22 protein-coding genes are annotated in these 16,465 nt (G+C 61.0%); 7 read left to right on the top strand and 15 right to left on the bottom strand.

Annotated elements, in window-relative coordinates; translation table 11 throughout:
* Window positions 1–48: 48 nt before the first annotated feature.
* From C2U30_RS14295 to C2U30_RS14265, 7 genes are all read right to left on the bottom strand, one after another.
* Window positions 49–543, bottom strand: a complete 495-nt coding sequence (locus C2U30_RS14295) for a Dps family protein (protein ID WP_018429639.1) — start codon at window positions 541–543, stop codon at window positions 49–51.
* A gap of 198 nt (window positions 544–741) precedes the next feature.
* Complete coding sequence (locus tag C2U30_RS14290) at window positions 742–1,008, bottom strand: hypothetical protein (protein ID WP_103243974.1); 267 nt, start codon at window positions 1,006–1,008, stop codon at window positions 742–744.
* 170 nt (window positions 1,009–1,178) lie between these two features.
* Window positions 1,179–1,460 carry a DUF427 domain-containing protein gene (locus C2U30_RS14285; RefSeq protein WP_046092728.1) on the bottom strand — a complete coding sequence of 94 codons (282 nt, stop codon included), beginning with the start codon at window positions 1,458–1,460 and terminating at the stop codon, window positions 1,179–1,181.
* A 69-nt stretch (window positions 1,461–1,529) separates the two neighbouring features.
* Window positions 1,530–1,721, bottom strand: a complete 192-nt coding sequence (locus C2U30_RS14280; RefSeq protein ID WP_409050291.1) for a glutaredoxin domain-containing protein — start codon at window positions 1,719–1,721, stop codon at window positions 1,530–1,532.
* 133 nt (window positions 1,722–1,854) lie between these two features.
* Window positions 1,855–3,120, bottom strand: coding sequence for a thiolase family protein (locus C2U30_RS14275; protein ID WP_033982398.1), 1,266 nt, complete (start codon window positions 3,118–3,120; stop codon window positions 1,855–1,857).
* Between the two features lie 82 nt (window positions 3,121–3,202).
* Window positions 3,203–3,955 (bottom strand): ferredoxin reductase, encoded by a 753-nt coding sequence (locus tag C2U30_RS14270; RefSeq protein ID WP_033982390.1) that lies wholly within the window; start codon window positions 3,953–3,955, stop codon window positions 3,203–3,205.
* Window positions 3,948–4,553: a sulfite oxidase-like oxidoreductase gene (locus tag C2U30_RS14265; RefSeq protein WP_033982388.1), complete on the bottom strand. Its 606-nt coding sequence runs from the start codon at window positions 4,551–4,553 to the stop codon at window positions 3,948–3,950. The genes C2U30_RS14270 and C2U30_RS14265 overlap by 8 nt, the downstream gene beginning before the upstream one ends.
* Window positions 4,554–5,158: 605 nt before the next feature.
* Here C2U30_RS14265 and C2U30_RS14260 point away from each other — a divergent pair.
* From C2U30_RS14260 to C2U30_RS14235, 6 genes are all read left to right on the top strand, one after another.
* Window positions 5,159–6,169, top strand: a complete 1,011-nt coding sequence (locus C2U30_RS14260) for a zinc-binding alcohol dehydrogenase family protein (RefSeq protein WP_011191343.1) — start codon at window positions 5,159–5,161, stop codon at window positions 6,167–6,169.
* A 73-nt stretch (window positions 6,170–6,242) separates the two neighbouring features.
* A complete protein-coding gene (locus C2U30_RS14255) occupies window positions 6,243–6,674 on the top strand; it encodes a GlcG/HbpS family heme-binding protein (protein WP_004357630.1) in 432 nt (143 codons plus the stop codon).
* Window positions 6,675–6,736: 62 nt separating this feature from the next.
* Window positions 6,737–7,027 (top strand): DUF1330 domain-containing protein, encoded by a 291-nt coding sequence (locus C2U30_RS14250; RefSeq protein ID WP_011191344.1) that lies wholly within the window; start codon window positions 6,737–6,739, stop codon window positions 7,025–7,027.
* Window positions 7,028–7,178: 151 nt separating this feature from the next.
* The gene (locus C2U30_RS14245) at window positions 7,179–7,649 is read left to right on the top strand and encodes a TlpA family protein disulfide reductase (RefSeq protein WP_011191345.1); all 471 of its coding nucleotides are present in this window, start codon (window positions 7,179–7,181) and stop codon (window positions 7,647–7,649) included.
* 3 nt (window positions 7,650–7,652) lie between these two features.
* On the top strand, window positions 7,653–8,165 hold the full coding sequence (locus C2U30_RS14240; protein ID WP_004357637.1) for a DM13 domain-containing protein: 513 nt from the start codon (window positions 7,653–7,655) through the stop codon (window positions 8,163–8,165).
* A complete protein-coding gene (locus C2U30_RS14235) occupies window positions 8,153–9,424 on the top strand; it encodes an MFS transporter (protein ID WP_004357638.1) in 1,272 nt (423 codons plus the stop codon). Before C2U30_RS14240 ends, C2U30_RS14235 begins: the two co-directional genes overlap by 13 nt.
* A 30-nt stretch (window positions 9,425–9,454) precedes the next feature.
* On the opposite strand, the gene C2U30_RS14230 is transcribed toward C2U30_RS14235, so the two are convergent.
* The 8 genes from C2U30_RS14230 to C2U30_RS14195 all read right to left on the bottom strand — a co-directional run bounded on the left by C2U30_RS14230 (window position 9,455) and on the right by C2U30_RS14195 (window position 14,980).
* Window positions 9,455–9,883: a RidA family protein gene (locus C2U30_RS14230; protein WP_018429625.1), complete on the bottom strand. Its 429-nt coding sequence runs from the start codon at window positions 9,881–9,883 to the stop codon at window positions 9,455–9,457.
* Window positions 9,884–9,962: 79 nt separating this feature from the next.
* Window positions 9,963–10,412, bottom strand: a complete 450-nt coding sequence (locus C2U30_RS14225; RefSeq protein WP_004099042.1) for a hypothetical protein — start codon at window positions 10,410–10,412, stop codon at window positions 9,963–9,965.
* A gap of 87 nt (window positions 10,413–10,499) precedes the next feature.
* Window positions 10,500–11,072 (bottom strand): hypothetical protein, encoded by a 573-nt coding sequence (locus C2U30_RS14220; protein WP_004099040.1) that lies wholly within the window; start codon window positions 11,070–11,072, stop codon window positions 10,500–10,502.
* 91 nt (window positions 11,073–11,163) lie between these two features.
* Window positions 11,164–12,132, bottom strand: a complete 969-nt coding sequence (locus C2U30_RS14215) for a magnesium and cobalt transport protein CorA (protein WP_018716208.1) — start codon at window positions 12,130–12,132, stop codon at window positions 11,164–11,166.
* On the bottom strand, window positions 12,129–12,833 hold the full coding sequence (locus C2U30_RS14210; RefSeq protein WP_005006007.1) for a glutathione S-transferase N-terminal domain-containing protein: 705 nt from the start codon (window positions 12,831–12,833) through the stop codon (window positions 12,129–12,131). Before C2U30_RS14210 ends, C2U30_RS14215 begins: the two co-directional genes overlap by 4 nt.
* A 140-nt stretch (window positions 12,834–12,973) precedes the next feature.
* On the bottom strand, window positions 12,974–13,513 hold the full coding sequence (gene msrA, locus C2U30_RS14205) for a peptide-methionine (S)-S-oxide reductase MsrA (RefSeq protein ID WP_023294902.1): 540 nt from the start codon (window positions 13,511–13,513) through the stop codon (window positions 12,974–12,976).
* A gap of 1 nt (window position 13,514) precedes the next feature.
* Window positions 13,515–13,958 (bottom strand): peptide-methionine (R)-S-oxide reductase MsrB, encoded by a 444-nt coding sequence (gene msrB, locus C2U30_RS14200; RefSeq protein ID WP_047685449.1) that lies wholly within the window; start codon window positions 13,956–13,958, stop codon window positions 13,515–13,517.
* A gap of 146 nt (window positions 13,959–14,104) precedes the next feature.
* Entirely contained in the window at window positions 14,105–14,980 is an 876-nt protein-coding gene (locus C2U30_RS14195; RefSeq protein ID WP_011191349.1) for a LysR family transcriptional regulator, read from the bottom strand.
* A gap of 231 nt (window positions 14,981–15,211) precedes the next feature.
* On the opposite strand from C2U30_RS14195, the gene C2U30_RS14190 reads away from it, so the two are divergent.
* Entirely contained in the window at window positions 15,212–16,444 is a 1,233-nt protein-coding gene (locus tag C2U30_RS14190) for a bifunctional alpha/beta hydrolase/OsmC family protein (RefSeq protein WP_103243973.1), read from the top strand.
* Window positions 16,445–16,465 lie beyond the last annotated feature (21 nt).

Here is a 16,465-nt window from a genome sequence, read left to right as displayed (position 1 = left end):
CTCCCACGCCGAGGCGTGAATCCTGACGTAGGTTTGCCCGGCAAAGCGCTAGCGGCTGATTTCGAAGAGGAACCACGCACGGCGCTCAGCCTCGTCCGTCCAGGCATCGATCAGGCCGGACGTCGCATTATCCTTCGCCTTGTCCGCGACGTCCTTTGCGCGGCGAAACGACTCGACCATGTGGAGATTGTCGGCGCGGAGCTCGCCCAGCATGTCCTGCGGTGTCACGAACTCAGCATCATTGTCCTTGATCGTCTGGTGGCGCGCGATATCGCCGATCGATCGAATGGTGGTGTTGCCCGTCTTTCGGGCGCGCTCGGCGATCGCATCGGTGACGGCGAGGATCTCTGCGGCCTGCTCATCAAGAAGCAGGTGATAGTCCCTGAAGTAGGGTCCGGAGACGTGCCAGTGGAAATTTTTTGTCTTCAGGTAAATCGCGTAGCTGTTCGCCAGAATGATCTTCAGAGCGTCGGCGACAGTCATCGCCGCGCATTCGTCAAGATCAGAAGGTGTCGGAAGGGCGGAGGCATTGTTGTTCGTCATCGCTTAGACTTTCTCAATCTGGCTACACGGGATCCAGCACCGATTCCCCCACGGATGGCGATGTATAGAAGATGAATTCATTGCCAGACGAAGTCCAATGGCCGGTGGCTATAGTTTCGATACCTTTGAGCGACATGCGCAGTCTTGGGGGGCCGGGCGTCGCAGGCGGACCGGTCGGCCGGGACCTCCACCTGCCCGTCAGGGGGCCGGTCGGAAATCCAGCACGAACGCGACGACCTTTTCGGCGGACATCTCGCACGGCTTCAGCAATGTTCTATCTGATGTAACGCGATAGAGGTTGAAGCTGACAATGTCGGTCCCGGCCAACTCCCTGGCGAACAGGCTGTTGCGACGTCCGTCACCGGATCGCCGGACAGTCACGCCGAAACGCCGGCCTTCGTAGGCGCCTTCGCTGTATCCCTCGGGAAGCTCCGCGAAGGCGGCATCGAACTCGGCATGCTCCATCTCAATCCAGTCGTCTTGATTCGACAGAAGCCCAAGGGTCCGAGGCCCTCGGCGCCAGTCCGCGGAGAAGGTCCGGGGCGGAGCCCTGTAGCCGACGCGGCCTGGGATGGGCGGAAAAGCCGTCCCGCGGGCGCTTGCACATGGCGCTGAGGCCGCCACCTGTCCGCCTGCTACGCAACCTCCACGCCTTTCCAGAAGGCGATATGATCCCGGATGCCCTCGGCGCCTGGCGTCGGATCTGGATAGGTCCAGGCTGCGTTCACGTTGAGCGCGTCTCCCACACGCACATGGAAGTAGCGCGCGGTGCCCTTGATCGGGCAGACGGACGTGTGCGGGCTCATCTCAAGCAGGCCAAAATCGACTGCCGACGGTGGGAAGTAGTGGTTTCCCTCGACGACGACCGTCTCGTTGCTTGTGGCGATGGTGGCGTCATTCCAGATAGCTGAGACCAACGGACTCTCCTTTCGTATTCATCAACCGGCACGGGGCTTGCGGGCTGTCTGCCCCAAGGCCGCACCCCCTCAGATGGCGGGCGGCGTGCGCCCCAGGAGTTTGTCGAGTTCGCCTCTGACATCGAGCTCGAAAAGCTCGTCGGAGCCACCGACATGCGTGCCGTTGATGAAGATCTGCGGCACGGTGTTTCGACCCGACGCTTCCGTCATGGCCTGCCGGTGAACCGGATCCGCCTCGATATCGAGTTCCTTCCATTGCACGCCCTTCTCCTCGAGGAGCATCTTCGCCCGGCGGCAGAACGGGCATCAGTTCGTGATGTACAGCAGCACATCAGTTGTCATATCGCGTCTCCGACAGTTGGAAGCGGATCGCTGTCATGGCGTTGATCTACCGTCAGCCGCGTTCGAGGAGGGCGACTGTGCCTTGACCGCCGTCGGCGCAGATGCTGACGATTGCGCGCGATCCGGGCGGCATGGCCCAAAGTTCCTTTACCGCCTGGCTGAGGTCGCGCGCGCCTGTAGCGCCGAACGGATGACCCAGGGCGACCGAGCCTCCATTGGGATTGACGCGGTCCCAGTCAAAATCGCCCATAGCCGCCTGGACACCGGCTGTCGCGCGCACCCACTCCCGATCGGTGATGGCCGCGACGTTCGCCAGGACCTGGGCTGCAAAGGCTTCGTGGATTTCCCAGAGTGCGATGTCGGAGAAGCTGAGTTGATGCCGCGCGAGCAGGCGCGGAATGCCATAGGAGGGCGCCATCAGCAGGCCCTCGGTGTGGAGATCGACGGCAGAGATCTCGTAGTCGACGAGCCGCGCGTAGGGGGTGCCCGCCGGGAGTCTCGCCACACCGGCTTCGGTAGCGACCCAACACCCGGCGGCTCCATCCGTAATCGGTGAGCTGTTGCCGGCGGTCAGGGTTCCCCTCCCGCTGTCGCGATCGAAGGCGGGCTTGAGTGCGGCCAGCCGTTCGGGCGACGTATCGGCGCGCGGGTTCGCATCGCGCGCCAGCTCAGGCAGCGAAATCACGAGATCGTCGAAGAAGCCACGTTCCCAACCAGCGACTGCCCGCTGGTGGCTCTTGAGCGCCCAATCATCCTGCGCGACGCGCGAGACCCGCCAAGCCTTGGCGGTCTCCTCCATATGATCACCCATCGTCCTTCCGGTGATCCGGTTTGCCCAGCCCTTTGTGGGGAGCACGTAGTCTCGTGGAGTCAGAGACTGGAGGGCGGCAAGCGCGGCGGTCGCATCCTGCGCAAAGAGGTCGGTGAGCCGCTTCGATGCATCGGCCGTCAGGGCGATTGACGGCCGGCTCATGACTTCGGACCCGCCGACCATGGTGAGGTCGGTTCCTCCGCCCAGCATCCCTGCCGCAGCGAAGGTCGCCGTCATGCTGGTCGAGCATGCCAGGACGACGGAGAACGCCGGAACAGTCGGATTGAGCTTGGCATCAAGCCAGGTTTCGCGAGCAATATTGCTCCAGCCCAAATTCGGGATCACGGTTCCCCAGACGAGGAGATCAGGCTCCGCCTGCGCCGCCATCGCCTGCACGACAGGCACGGACAGAGAGATGGCATCGTAGGCAGCCAACGCGCCTCCGCCGCGGCCGAAAGGCGTCCGAAGGCCAGCGGCAATGAAGACGGGTTCGGCAAAGCGGCTCATGATGATCTCCAAAATTAATCCGTGGGCTGCACGTCCACGATCGGCGGGACGCGAAGTAGCTTGCGCCGCTAGCCGCCGTATGTCAATGGCCATTAACACCGTAGCGCTCGGTTTTGACAATGGAGGGGTCCAGGCCGGCCAGCAGCGCGCCCTCGGTCGCGATGTTGACGAAACCGTTGGACCCGCAAACGAATACTTGTGTGGGCTTTCGGTGAAGCCGGGCCAGAACTTCTTGGACCATCACGCCGTCGATCCGTCGCGCAAAGTCCGATGCGCGGATCGGGTTCTCGCGCGTAATTGCCAGCGCCAAGGCGAATGCCGGATCGCTGCATTCGATGGAATGAAGCTCTTTTGAGAAGAGAACGTCTTCAGCGGTTCGTGCGGACAGGAGCAGCGCTGTCGGCACGACCTGGGCTAGTGCGCGGCGCTGCCGGATCATCGCCATCAACGGCACGAGGCCGGAGCCTGCCCCGATCAACAGCACTGGGTCTATGGCAGGTTCAGGCCATAGGAAATGGCCGCCGAGCGGACCACGAAGCTCGATTTCGTCTCCGATCGCCGCGACATCGTGGAAGAACGGCGAAACTTCGCCATCCGGCAGGCGCTCGATAGCGAGCTCGACCGTCGGGAACGAGATTGCCGAAGACGCAATCGAGTAACTCCGCATCGCACTGTAGCCACCGGGCGCGGTCAGCCGGACATCGACGTGCTGCCCTGCGATGTGCGCGAACGGTTTGCTCAACCGAAGGAAGAAGCTCTTGATACTCGGGGTTTGCTGGACGATTTCGTCGATCACGCATGACTGCCACGCGATTTGCGCGCCGTTTTCAGTCATTGGTGTAGCGCTGCTCGCGCCACGGATCGCCATAGATGTGATAGCCGCGCAGCTCCCAGAAGCCCGCCTCGTCACGCGTTGTGAATTGCAGCGCGTTCACCCATTTGGCGGACTTCCAGAAGTAAAGGTGCGGAACCAGAAGACGCGCCGGCCCTCCATGATCGCGGGGAAGCGGCTTGCCCGCATAGTTGAGGGCGACCATCGCTTTCCCGGAGAGCAGATCCGCCAGCGGGACGTTTGTCGAGTAATTATCGTAGCAGTGCGCCAAGACGAAATCGGTGGGCCGATCGAGCCCTGCATCTGCAAGGATGTCTTCGATGAGTACGCCCTCCCAGGCGGTATCCAGCTTGGACCAGGACGTGACGCAGTGAATGTCTCGGGTCATCTTGGTCTTCGGTAGGGCGTTGAACTCGCTCCAGTTCCACACTTTGACGGGCTTCGGACCGATCTTGACGGTGAATTTCCAATCGGAGGGCTCCACGCTCGGCGTTGGCCCGGCCGTCAGAACAGGGAAATTCTCCACGAGATGCTGACCCGGCGGTATCCGATCGGACTGGTCGCCGCCTGGACCGCGGCCTGTGAAACCTCTGGTGACCATAGCGAAACCCCCTTGCTTGTCACGACAGACCAGAACCTGATTCAGTTCAGAATTCTGTAAAAGATCTTTGCGCGCACAACCGCCGAACGAGCCAATTCACTGAAAATCAGAATACCGGATTCTCTATTAGCGTAGAGAAAAGTGTTGGACCATTTTGAGTCGTGGTTATGCGTGAAGACTATAGCGTCAGTCCAGTATGATTTCCCAATACCCTGTAGCTATAGTTTCGATAGCTTCGAATCGGCATTGCAGGCGTATCCCCGTCAGCGGATTTCGAGCGGACGCCGTCGCTTGCCAACGTTGGTGTGAGACCGGCGGGCGAGATCGCCCCTGCCAACGCGACCGCTGAGAGGTCGACTCCTCAACCGCTTGGGCGCTTATCGCCTCCATCCGGATGCTCACCCGCCGAACAGCAATAAACCGCTATTTTCGATAAACTTCTGAATCCGGCTCCGAGGTATGGAAACTATGTCGTACCGCTATTGGATATGTTGCGCGCATACCTTCATAGTCTGACACGCGAAATCTTTAAATCCTGAGTATATTTCGGAAGAAATTTCGATCTGATCGATAAGACTTCAGGATACAGCAAGCTGGAGACACCGATGAAAGCCGTTGGTTACAAGGTTCCGGGACCCATCGCCGAGGACGCCTCTCTGGTCGACATTGATCTGCCTCGGCCTGTCGCTGAAGGAGGCGATATCCTGGTTGAGGTGAAGGCTGTCTCGGTCAACCCGGTCGACTACAAAATCCGCAGCAGCACGCCGCCCGCTGATGGCGATTGGAAAGTGCTGGGATGGGATGCGGCCGGGATCGTGCAAGAGGTCGGCCCCGACGTGACGCAGTTCGCGGTAGGCGACGAGGTCTATTATGCCGGATCGCTCATAAGGCCTGGCACCAATGCGGAGTTCCATCTCGTCGACGCCCGGATCGTCGGTCGTAAACCCGCGTCGCTCGACTGGGCGGAAGCGGCGGCGCTGCCACTCACGACGTTGACGGCCTGGGAAGCCATGTTCGATCGCCTGGACGTGACGAAGCCCGTTCCCGGGGCGGCGGCGATCCTCATCATCGGTGGTGCGGGTGGGGTCGGGTCGATCGCCATCCAGATCGCTCGACAGCGCACGGATCTCATCGTCATCTCCACCGCCTCTCGGCCGGAAACCCAGGAGTGGGTTAAAGGGCTTGGGGCTCATCATGTCATCGACCACTCTCGGCCGCTCGCGCCACAGATTGCCGAGCTCAACATCGGCGCTCCCGCTTTCGTGTTCTCGACCACGCATACCGAGCAGCATGCATCCGACATCGCCGAACTGATCGCCCCGCAAGGACGGTTCGGATTCATCGACGATCCCAAGGCGCTCGACGTCATGCTGTTCAAGCGCAAGGCAGTGTCGATCCACCACGAGCTGATGTTCACACGGTCGCTCTACGGCACGCCCGACATGGATGAGCAGGGCAAGATCCTCAATTCGCTGGCGGTGCTGGTGGACGACGGCAAAATTCGCACGACGCTAACCGAAAAATTGTCGCCAATTAATGCCGCCAATCTGAAGACGGTGCACGCACTGATCGAAAGTGGCGCGGCAAGAGGCAAGATTGTCCTCGAAGGCTTCTGATGACTGCCACCGCCGAACGTCTTTTCTAACCTCAAGAACGCCGGACGGATTACGCCACGGCGAAGGAAATTTCATGACGAAATCCATTGCCACCGCCTCGATCAACCGCGAAACCGCCGTCGCCCTCATCGACGCGGCGATCGCCGCGGCACGTACAATCGGCATCCCGGCTGCGGTCGCCGTCGTCGACGCCACCGGTAACCTGCGCGCGTTCGAGCGCACTGATGACGCGCCGTTTCTCACCGTCGATGTTGCCATCGACAAGGCTTGGAGTTCCGCCTCGTTTGGGTACCCCACCCATGTCTGGAACGACTATGTTTCGAACGATCCAAAAGTGGCGCCGCTGGCCTATCGCCCCCGGATGGTCGCTGTCGGCGGAGGCTATCCGATCCTGGAAGACGGGAAGTTGATCGGCGGGATCGGCATCTCCGGAGGCAACTATCAGCAGGATCAGGATGCGTGCGTCGAGGCACTCACGAAAATCGGGTTCGAGCTGCCAGCCTGACGACTTTAAGGCCATCGCCAGCGGCGGTGGCCTGCAGATGCGACCTTATGAAAGACTTTAAGATGGAAGCGTTCGTCGTCTTCACCCGCGAAGAAACCACCGATCCGGAAGAACTCGCAACCTATTCTGCAGGCGTCGGCCCATCGTTCGATGGCCACGACGTAACCTTTCTCGCCGCTTATGGCGCGATGGAGCATTTGGAGGGGCCGCCCGTCGAAGGGGCCGTAATTTTGCGGTTCCCGACGATGCAGGCCGCCCGTGATTGGTATCATAGCCCCGCCTACCAAACCATCGCTGCGCACCGTTTTGCCGGTTCCCGCTATCGCGCCTTTGTCATTGAGGGGCGGCGGTGACACACCGACGGAAGAACGGCGGGGCTGGCCACGAGGTATCGGTCGGCGAACTCGCATCCTACAACCTGTAGGGGATCAAGGCGGTGAGGTTCGCGTGCCATCGCCACACGCGACCACTCATCGGACTTCTGCATCGGAATTGGAGGATCAGATGAGCGTCGACGAACGACAAGCCCCCGAGCTGCGGGTGCAGAGATGGATTGGCGCGGATGGAGAAAGCATCGCGCCGCTCAAGCTGTCGGATCTCGGCACCGGCCCGAAAGTCCTCTTCGCCTTCCAGCACTGGTGCCGTGGCTGCCATTTGCATGGATTTCCGACGCTACAAAGGTTGCATGGTGCATTGAGCGCCAAGGGCGTGGGCTTCGCGGTGATCCAGACCGTCTTCGAAGGAGCGGATGAGAACACCTTCGAGAAGCTGCGCGTGAACCAGCTCAAGTATGCGCTTCCTGTCGCGTTCGGTCAGGACGAGCCACCTGCCGGCGCGACGCTTCCCACCTTCATGGAGGACTACCGCACGCGGGGAACGCCCTGGTTCTCCGTGATGGACGCTGGCGGCCGCATCGTATTCTCGGACTTCCATCTCGACGCCGATCAGCTCGTGAAGGGACTGGAGCTGGTGTAACCGATGCGGCGCTGGGTCATCCTGATTGCCACCCATCTCGCGATGCTCGCCATGGGCTTCGCGGGCGGTGTCTACACGCTGCCGATCCTGACCGCCCCCCAGGCCCCGGACGCGGCGGCCTTGCGGACCATCTCAGCCGAGACGCTCTACGCAGGGCGTCTGGCCCGCGATCTCAAAGGCAGCGACCTGCTTCACTGGGGGGAAGGCGAGATCCGGGTCTCGCGCGACCGTATCGCCCATATCGGGCGCCTCGCCCCTGGTCCCGACTACAAGCTCTACCTCGCACCACGTTTCGTCGACACGAAGGAGGCCTTTCTCCTAATCAAGGACAGATCAGTCCGCGTGGGCGATGTGAAGACGTTCAACGGCTTCATCGTCGAGGTGCCTGCCGGCATCGATGTCCGTGACTACAACACGGTCGTCATCTGGTGCGAAGCATTCGACCAGTTCATCAGTGCGGCAGAGTATCAACCCTCAAGTCAGGCCCGAGAACGAGCCCGGCGATGGATACCATGAGGTCGGCGGGCAAGCGCGGCCTCGTTCTCGCGCCGGTGGCGGCGCTGCTGCTGAGCGTCGCCGCTCTGCTGCTGGGCAATGGCCTGCTGAGCACGCTCCTGATCGTGAGAGCCGGCCATAAGGGGTTCTCGACCGGCGCGATCAGCGCGATGATGTCCTTCTATTTCGCGGGTTTCACGATCGGCGCGCTCGTGTTGCCACCGATCATCGTCTCCGTGGGACATGTCAGAACCTTCGCCGGCTTCGCGGCCATTGCCTCGATGACCGCCCTTCTCCATGTGGCGTTCGTGGAGCCGATCGCCTGGATGCCGCTTCGCCTGATTACCGGCTTCGCCTACGCGGGCATGATCCTCGCAACGGAGAGTTGGCTCAACGCCCACGCATTGCCATCCACACGCGGGCAGCTCCTGTCGATATTCGGAGTTGTCTCTATGGGCTCATGGGCAATCGGGCAGGCGTTACTCAACATCGCACCGCCCGCCGACGTGACATTGTTCCTCATCGTGTCGCTGCTGATATCAGCGGCGGTGGTTCCGATCACCTTGCTGCCCAGTCATCCGCCGGCCCAGGTGGAACAGGAATGGGTCGCGTTCAGGGACCTCGTCCTCGTATCACCTCTCGCTGCGGCTGGCGCTTTCCTGGCCGGCCTGGCTATCGGTGGTTTCTGGGGCATGGGCGCGAACTTCGCCCAGAGCATCGGCCTCGATGTGGGCGGTATCTCCGCCTTCATGGCTGCGGTTCTTGGTGGAACGCTCGCCTTCCATTGGCCACTCGGTTGGCTTTCGGATCGAGTGCCCCGGAATCTTGTCATCGCCGGTGCGGCGCTGGCGTCCGCAGCGTCTGCCATCGGCGTAGCGTTGGCGGTGGAAGCGCCTCTGCCGCTGCTCCTTGCGGCAGGTGCGCTGTTCGGCGGCTTTGGCATCCCGATTTATTCGTTGTGTCTCGCCGTCGCAAACGACGATCTTCCGGCCGGTCGGCTACTCGGCACCGCGCGCGGGCTTCTGTTGCTCAACGGGATCGGGACAGCCGCTGGCCCCCTAATAGGAGCAGCTGCAATGAATATCGTCGGCCCTGGCGGCCTGTTCCTTTATGCGGCGGCGTTGCTCACGCTCCTGGCAGTGCTGGCCATCGCCCGCAGGCAGCCGAGGCGCGCCAACCAGGCCAAGGCGGCCCCCCGTTCTCCGAGCACGCCGATGATAACCGGATCTCTCGATACGATGATATGCATGGAGAAGCGGGCGCAGGGCGTGCGGGATTAGCGCGGCACGGCGCCTGCACGAACCGCGGGGTCAGGCGATGATAGCTGTTACGCGAATTTCGATACGCATGGTTGGAAGCCCCAGCGCTTCGATTCCCAACTGCGTCCAGATTGGAGCGCGGTCGGGCATGTAGTGGCGATACAGCTTGGCCATTGTTTCGTTGATCACGGGAGGGAATCCACCGACGTGATAGGAATTGACGTGGACCACATGCGGCCAGCGTGCTCCGGCGGTCGCGAGCGTCCGTTCCACGTTCTTGAACGCCTGCTCGATCTCTTCCTCAATCGACTCCGGAATGACGAGATCGTCGTTCCATCCGCCCTGTCCGGAGATCTCCACGCGGTCACCAATGCGCATTGCCTGAGAATAATGAAGCGCGTCATGCAGGCGCGTCCCGTATCCGGGGGTGATGAAGAATGAAGGTGTTGTCATGAGTTTGCCTTTGATGAGCCAGGTCAACGCGGCTGCAAGTGACCGTATGCATGCAGAAAGAGATGCAGGGCGTTCGGCACTAGCGCGCCGGCTGCGGTGGAGGGCTTTATTCCACGTCTTCTACGGTGAGGTCCCGGCCGTTGAACTGCACGGTCTCCCCGGCTCGGGCACCCTCGATCGCTTCGAAGATCGGCGCCATCGTGGAAATGCCCATGAGCTCACGCCCCTGACAGGTAAACTTGCTCGTTGACACCGCGATCACAAAGTGGCGGCCGGACAGCTTGACGACAGCGCCTTCGTTGACGGCCAACTTGGGGCCGAAATCGATCGTCCTGAGCTTTTCGAGTTTATTGGCGTAGTCATGGAGCGTGTCATCGAGCGCTTCAGCGAAGTCGCTCGCGACCTCGGCCTGAGCTAGTTCGTCGTTTTCGATCGGTTCGCTCCGATCGAGCCGAGCGGTAGAGACATAGTCCAGGTAGTTTTCGCGAGCGCTGTGCAACGCTGCTGTCTCCAGCAAGAGCATAGTTTCTCGTATGTGGTCCTTGTTCCAGTCCATAATCACCTCCTAATTTTCGATGTTCTTAAAGTTCAGCCTGCAGATGTGTGGGCCAGGAAGGCCAGCCTTTCCGGCTAAGCGACACCGCTATTCGTCGCTGATGACGTCTTCGCCCTGGTATGGAACCCTGATCAGCCGAGGATCTCGAATGATGCTCGTGACGAGCCAGACATATTCCTGCTCGGCGGTATCGAAGCCGAGGATGCTGAAGGATTGGCCGAAAGGGCATGGCGGGAAGTCTGGAAAGCCCTCGCGCAGAACGTAACGCTCGGGATCGCTGTGAAACTCGCTCTTGTAGACTTTCCGTAGTCCGTGCTTGCTCGGCGCGTCCTGGTCACCTGCCGGTGCTGTTTCCCGATGCGCCACAAGGCGCTCGGACAAGTCGCGGGGGCAGATTTCGTGGAACACGTCGAAGGCGTCGATCAACAGGCCTTTATGCTCTGTCGCCGGATCGGTGATCGCGTAGATGTTGGAGGCATCTTCGCCGTCGTCCCCGCTCTCGAGGCGCAACGCCGCATCGACGCGAATGCTGCATGCATCGAGGGTTGACCCTAGTTCGAGATCGACGAGATTGCCGTCCTTGACGCGGTATTCGCGGTCATAGCCTTTGGCGATGAATGACTGGACTGCTTCTAGAACGTCGGTCACCTGGGAGGTCATGGAAGCACCTTCATCTTGAACTGGATTGGACACGCTCGCGCACAAAGCGCGCTGTGACTCGGCGGACGGAGAAGCTCGCGAAGTGCGTTACTCATAGCCACTTGGCCTTCTTGAAGCGCATGAATAGGAGAAGGCAGAACACCGCTATCACTCCGAGCACGACGAAGTAGCCATATGGCGTGTCCAGTTCCGGCATGTGCTTGAAGTTCATGCCATATATTCCGGCGATCGCCGTCGGGACCGCCAAGATCGCCGCCCAGGCCGCGAGCTGGCGAGTGACCACACCGATCCTTTGCGCTTCCAGAAGGCTGCTGGCCTCGAAGACCGTGGACAGGACAAGCAGGAGGCCGTCGACCATGGACTGCACGCGGTGGACATGGTCCGCGACGTCGTGGAAATATGGTGTCATTTCGGCGCTGAGGCAGGGAAAGTGGCCGCGAACGAGCTTTCGCACCAGCTCGGCCATAGCCCCGAGCGTGCGCTTGAACCGCGTGAGTTCGGACCTTAGTTCGAAGATTCGCGCCACCTCTTCTGGCCCGAGGAAATCGTGCAGCGACCGTCGCTCCATCGCCAGGACGTCGTCCTCGATCATTTCGAAGATGGGCAGATACTGGTCGACCACTCGGTGCAAGATCGCGTGCAGCACATAGTCGACACCCTTGCCGAACTGCGTCGGCGATGCCTCGAGTTGCTCCCGAAGTTTGCCCAGCGCTCCGGCATTGCCGTGCCGCACGGTGATAAGGTGATTGTGACCGGTGAAGATCGCCATCTTGCCGTAGCTGATCCGGTCGCCGACCAGCTCGGCGGTCTGGGCGACGACGTACAACTCATCGTTGTAGACCTCGAGCTTGGGCGGGCACAGCGGGTGCATGGCGTTGTCGATCGCCAAAGGATGGAGGTTATACGTCGTCTGGATCGCGCTGAGTTCGTCTGCGGTGGGCTCGCTAAGCGCGATCCAGCAGAAGCCCGAGCGATTCTCGTTTAGTTCGACGTGCTCATCGAGCCTGATTTCACGGACTCGCTTACCTTCGTTGTAATAATATGCGGCGATAATGGTCATGCAGGCCTCGCAGGAATTCGCAGGCCACGCTGTACAGCCGGTCGCGCCAGCCCGCGTTCGAGCCATGCCTGCACGTTCGAATAGCTGCTTAGGCCGAGGATGTCGCCCGCTGCGTAGAATTCGACCAGCGCATTCACCCAGCCAAACGTCGCAATGTCCGCGATCGAGTAATCATCGACAATCCATTCGCGGCCCTCCAGCCGGTGATCCAGGACCCCGAGAAGACGCCTGGATTCATCAACAAAGCGCTGCCGAGGTCGCTTGTCCTCATAGTCCTTGCCGGCAAATCGCAGGAAAAAGCCTAGCTGTCCGAACATCGGCCCGATGGCCGACATCTGAAAGAACACCCACGCTAGGGTCTCGTAACGCTGGCCTGGTTCGGTGGAGATGAACTGACCCGTCTTGTCGGCCAGATAGAGGAGGATCGCACCGGATTCCCATAAGGCGATGGGTCTACCGTCAGGGCCAGCCGGATCGATGATCGCCGGTATGCGTCCGTTCGGGTTCAGCGACACGAACGCCGGATCCTTCGACTCGTTGTTCGAGATGTCGATCAGGTGGGGCTCGTACGCCAGGCCAGTCTCCTCAAGCATGATCGAGACCTTGACGCCATTGGGCGTAGGGGCTGCGTAGAGTTGCAGGCGATCGGGATGAGATGCCGGCCAGCGCTGCGTGATCGGAAAGGACGAGAGGTCTGGCATAAATCTGCGATCCTGGTGTTGCGATGGCGACTGACTGGAACGAGCCGTCACTCTGAAGTAGGGTTCGATGACCGCGTCGCTGAACGACGCGGTCACGAAGATTGCGGACCGGACCGGCGCAGTGGCAACGGCAGTGAAGCCTATTCCGCCGCGGTCCCGGCCGCTGGCTGTACGTCGTCAACCTTTTGGCGCTTCGGAAGCACCCAGCCGGGACGGACGAAGTGGCAGGTGTAGCCGCCCGGGTGCTTCTCCAGATAATCCTGGTGATCGGGCTCGGCCTCCCAGAACTCGCCGACCGGCTGGACCTCGGTCACCACTTTGCCATCCCACAGCCCCGAGGCATCCACATCGGCGATCGTATCCTCGGCGACGCGCTTCTGCTCCTCGTCGACATAATAGATGCCCGACCGGTAGGAGAGCCCACGATCATTGCCCTGGCGGTTCAGCGTCGTCGGATCGTGGATCTGGAAGAAGAATTCCAGGATGTTCCGGTAGCTCGTCACTGTCGGGTCGAAGACAATCTCGATCCCCTCGGCATGCGTGCCGTGATTACGATACGTGGCGTTCGGAATATCGCCGCCCGTGTAACCCACACGGGTCGAGATGATGCCGGGCCGCTTGCGGATCAGATCCTGCATGCCCCAGAAACATCCTCCTGCGAGAACAGCGCGCTGATGCATGTTAAGCCTCCTCTACTTGATCGAGATATTCACCGTATCCCTCGGACTCCATCTCGTCGCGCGGGATGAAGCGAAGGGACGCTGAGTTGATGCAGTACCGCAGACCGCCGCGGTCGGAAGGACCATCGGGGAACACATGGCCGAGATGACTGTCTGCGTGTACTGACCTGACCTCCGTCCGGACCATGCCGTGTGCGCTGTCCCGCACCTCCTTCACGTTTGCCGAAACGATCGGCTTGGTGAAGCTGGGCCAGCCAGTACCCGAATCGAACTTGTCCGTCGAAGCGAACAGTGGCTCTCCCGACACTATGTCGACGTAGATGCCAGGCTCCTTGTTGTCGTTGTACTCGCCCGTGAAGGGCCTTTCGGTCCCCGAATCCTGGGTAATCCGGCGTTGCTCGGGGGTCAGGCGGTCAACTGCTGCCTGTGACTTCTCAAACTTCATGATAGTCTCCAATAATTAATCTAGAGAGCTCGACACACTGTCATTTATCTTTGCAGTCATTGCGCCGACTATAGCAGTGCGCCCCAGATTTATCCAATACGCTGCGCGTATAGTTTCCATAGCGCCGAAGCTCTTCACGTCGTGATTCAGTTCCACTCATACCGGGCTGCCAGCTGCGCGATGTTCCGTATCTCGACCGTTGCCGTGGAGCCGGATACTGTCGCGATCACGACTTCGCGCTCCAAGACAAATCCGTCGATCGGCCGAGTGACGAGGCCTTGCACGGTCGGCGATCGTTCCGGAAGAATGCATATGGCGTGGCCGTCAGCGACGACCCGTTGCACCCAGTCCTCGCGATCTGATCGAAAGCGAGGTCGCATGAGCAAGTCCCGTCGCGCGAAGTGATCGAGGATCCGATCGCGAAACTCGCATTTCAGGCGATCGACGAAAGGAAACTCGAGCAGGTCTTCGCCGCGCACGATCTCGTTGGCAGCCAAGGGATGGTTTGCAGAACAGCCGAGCACGAAGCGCTCCCGAAATAGAGGATGCACATCCAGCTTGCGTTCCGGTCTTGTTTCACGCGGCATGATGCACGCGTGGTATTTTCCTGAAAGCACCTCCGATGTGTCCTCGTTCGACTGGAGCGAGTGCAGCTTGATTTCGATGGATGGCATCTCCGCCAATGCGCTCTCGAAGAATGCCGTAAATTCCTTTGGTCCGACGGTGGGCGCGACGGCGACATCCAGCACGCGGTGCCCCCCCATCGCCCAGTGCTCCGAGTGATTGCGAACGCTCTTCATCGCGACCACCATGCGCCGGAATTCTGCCTCGACGTCATGGCCAAGGCCAGTCAGGCGGCTGTTCTTCCCGTCGCGATAGATCAGCGGCCCGCCAAGCTCATCTTCCAAGCGGCGGATCGCGCGGGTCAGACTTGGCTGTGACACACCGCTCAAGCGAGCGGCCGCTGTGAAATTCAGCGTCTCGGCCAAGTTGATGAAATAGCTGACTTGATTGAGTTCCATAGTCCTTTGGCCCACGCGCCTGACTGATACCTCTTCCGTGAGACCGCCTTTGGAAAGCAGGTCGCAGAAGTATGCTTGGCGCATATAATCATGGTATAGGGGCTTGTCTATATGATGCGCCAGACATATAAATGATAGCCTGAGATGACGATTACCGGTTGGCGGTGCGCTCCGCTCAGCTCCGTCGAAGGTTCTGAGAGCGCAACCGCCAAGCCGCGAGCTGGAGGTTTGATGGACATGGCAGAAACAACATTCACGTTTGCGAGTGGAGCTGGCTCTCAGCTTTCCGGGCACCTCGAACCGCCAGAGGGAACGCCGCGGGGCTGGGCGATCTTCGCCCACTGCTTCACCTGCGGGAAAGACAGTCGCGCCGCCGTTTACATCTCGCGCGCGCTGTCGCGTGCGGGCATCGGGGTCTTGAGGTTCGATTTCGCCGGAACCGGGATCAGCGGTGGGTCGGGGGAACCTGTGAGTTTCGCGTCGGACGTCGAGGACCTTAGGGCTGCCGCAAAGGCGATGGCGGCGGCGGGTATGTCACCCTCCCTCCTTGTCGGGCACAGCCTGGGTGGCACCGCTGCGATCGTAGCCGCGGCCGAGTTGCCTGATATTGCGGCGGTGGCGACGATTGGTGCGCCGGCCGACCTTCAGCATATCTTGCGGCTCTTCGGACCGAATGATCTGGACACCATCGCGAGCGAGGGCGAGGCCTCGGTGGAGATCGCCGGTAGGCCCTTCCTCATTCGCCGAGGGTTCCTTGAGGCGGTTGAGGGGATCGACGTCGAGAAGGCCATTGCCTCCCTGCGACGGCCGGTGCTGGTCATGCACTCTCCGCTGGATCAGGTGGTCGGCATCGACCACGCGTCGCGCATCTTCGTCGCGTCCAGGCACCCTAAAAGCTTCATCTCGCTCGACAACGCGGATCACCTTCTCACCGACGTCGCGGACGCGAACTACGCTGCGGCCATGGTGGCGGTTTGGGCGAGCCGCTTTCTCCCACCACTCACGGCGGATCTTCCGCAGGTCGAGGTTGCGGAGGGCGTCGTCGCCACCGAAACTCTTGCAGGGACGTTCCAGCTCAAGGTCCGCAGCGGCGAGCACACTCTGTTCGCCGACGAGCCAGCATCGGTCGGTGGCCTCGGGACCGGACTATCTCCCTACGAGCTCGTATCTGCCGGCCTCGCAGCCTGCACGGTGATGACGATGCGTCTCTATGCGAACCGCAAGGGCTTTCCGCTCGAACGGGCGAGCACGACCGTGCAGCACGAGAAGGTGCCGGACATGATGCCACCCGACCGGTTCACCCGCACCATTGTCCTCGATGGGCCGCTGAGTGATGATCAGCGCGCTCGGATCCTCGCGATCGCTGATCGGTGTCCCGTCGATCTGAGTCTCATCCGGGGTTCGGACGTGCAGACCGAGCTCTTGAGCGCCAGTCAGGCTGCGGATCCCGCGAGGCTGGCTTGACCGTGGCGCACACGGAGGAGG

It is taken from the genome of Aeromonas sp. ASNIH5 (assembly GCF_002902865.1).
Classification (GTDB): domain Bacteria; phylum Pseudomonadota; class Gammaproteobacteria; order Enterobacterales; family Aeromonadaceae; genus Aeromonas; species Aeromonas caviae.
The sequence above is the reverse complement of the archived record's forward strand: the minus strand, read 5'-3'. Positions and strand labels throughout refer to the sequence as shown.

Excerpts from the sequence above, each read along its gene's own strand:
- C2U30_RS14210 (WP_005006007.1), bottom strand. The coding sequence starts at position 12,833 with ATGCCAGACCTCTCGTCCTTTCCGATCACGCAGCGCTGGCCGGCATCT.
- msrA (WP_023294902.1), bottom strand. The coding sequence starts at position 13,513 with ATGCATCAGCGCGCTGTTCTCGCAGGAGGATGTTTCTGGGGCATGCAG.
- C2U30_RS14275 (WP_033982398.1), bottom strand. The coding sequence starts at position 3,120 with ATGAGCCGCTTTGCCGAACCCGTCTTCATTGCCGCTGGCCTTCGGACG.
- C2U30_RS14220 (WP_004099040.1), bottom strand. The coding sequence starts at position 11,072 with ATGACCTCCCAGGTGACCGACGTTCTAGAAGCAGTCCAGTCATTCATC.
- C2U30_RS14195 (WP_011191349.1), bottom strand. The coding sequence starts at position 14,980 with ATGGAACTCAATCAAGTCAGCTATTTCATCAACTTGGCCGAGACGCTG.
- C2U30_RS14260 (WP_011191343.1), top strand. The coding sequence starts at position 5,159 with ATGAAAGCCGTTGGTTACAAGGTTCCGGGACCCATCGCCGAGGACGCC.
- C2U30_RS14250 (WP_011191344.1), top strand. The coding sequence starts at position 6,737 with ATGGAAGCGTTCGTCGTCTTCACCCGCGAAGAAACCACCGATCCGGAA.
- C2U30_RS14225 (WP_004099042.1), bottom strand. The coding sequence starts at position 10,412 with ATGGACTGGAACAAGGACCACATACGAGAAACTATGCTCTTGCTGGAG.
- C2U30_RS14235 (WP_004357638.1), top strand. The coding sequence starts at position 8,153 with ATGGATACCATGAGGTCGGCGGGCAAGCGCGGCCTCGTTCTCGCGCCG.
- C2U30_RS14245 (WP_011191345.1), top strand. The coding sequence starts at position 7,179 with ATGAGCGTCGACGAACGACAAGCCCCCGAGCTGCGGGTGCAGAGATGG.
- C2U30_RS14270 (WP_033982390.1), bottom strand. The coding sequence starts at position 3,955 with ATGACTGAAAACGGCGCGCAAATCGCGTGGCAGTCATGCGTGATCGAC.
- C2U30_RS14255 (WP_004357630.1), top strand. The coding sequence starts at position 6,243 with ATGACGAAATCCATTGCCACCGCCTCGATCAACCGCGAAACCGCCGTC.
- C2U30_RS14295 (WP_018429639.1), bottom strand. The coding sequence starts at position 543 with ATGACGAACAACAATGCCTCCGCCCTTCCGACACCTTCTGATCTTGAC.
- C2U30_RS14215 (WP_018716208.1), bottom strand. The coding sequence starts at position 12,132 with ATGACCATTATCGCCGCATATTATTACAACGAAGGTAAGCGAGTCCGT.
- C2U30_RS14265 (WP_033982388.1), bottom strand. The coding sequence starts at position 4,553 with ATGGTCACCAGAGGTTTCACAGGCCGCGGTCCAGGCGGCGACCAGTCC.
- C2U30_RS14190 (WP_103243973.1), top strand. The coding sequence starts at position 15,212 with ATGGACATGGCAGAAACAACATTCACGTTTGCGAGTGGAGCTGGCTCT.
- C2U30_RS14290 (WP_103243974.1), bottom strand. The coding sequence starts at position 1,008 with ATGGAGCATGCCGAGTTCGATGCCGCCTTCGCGGAGCTTCCCGAGGGA.
- C2U30_RS14240 (WP_004357637.1), top strand. The coding sequence starts at position 7,653 with ATGCGGCGCTGGGTCATCCTGATTGCCACCCATCTCGCGATGCTCGCC.
- msrB (WP_047685449.1), bottom strand. The coding sequence starts at position 13,958 with ATGAAGTTTGAGAAGTCACAGGCAGCAGTTGACCGCCTGACCCCCGAG.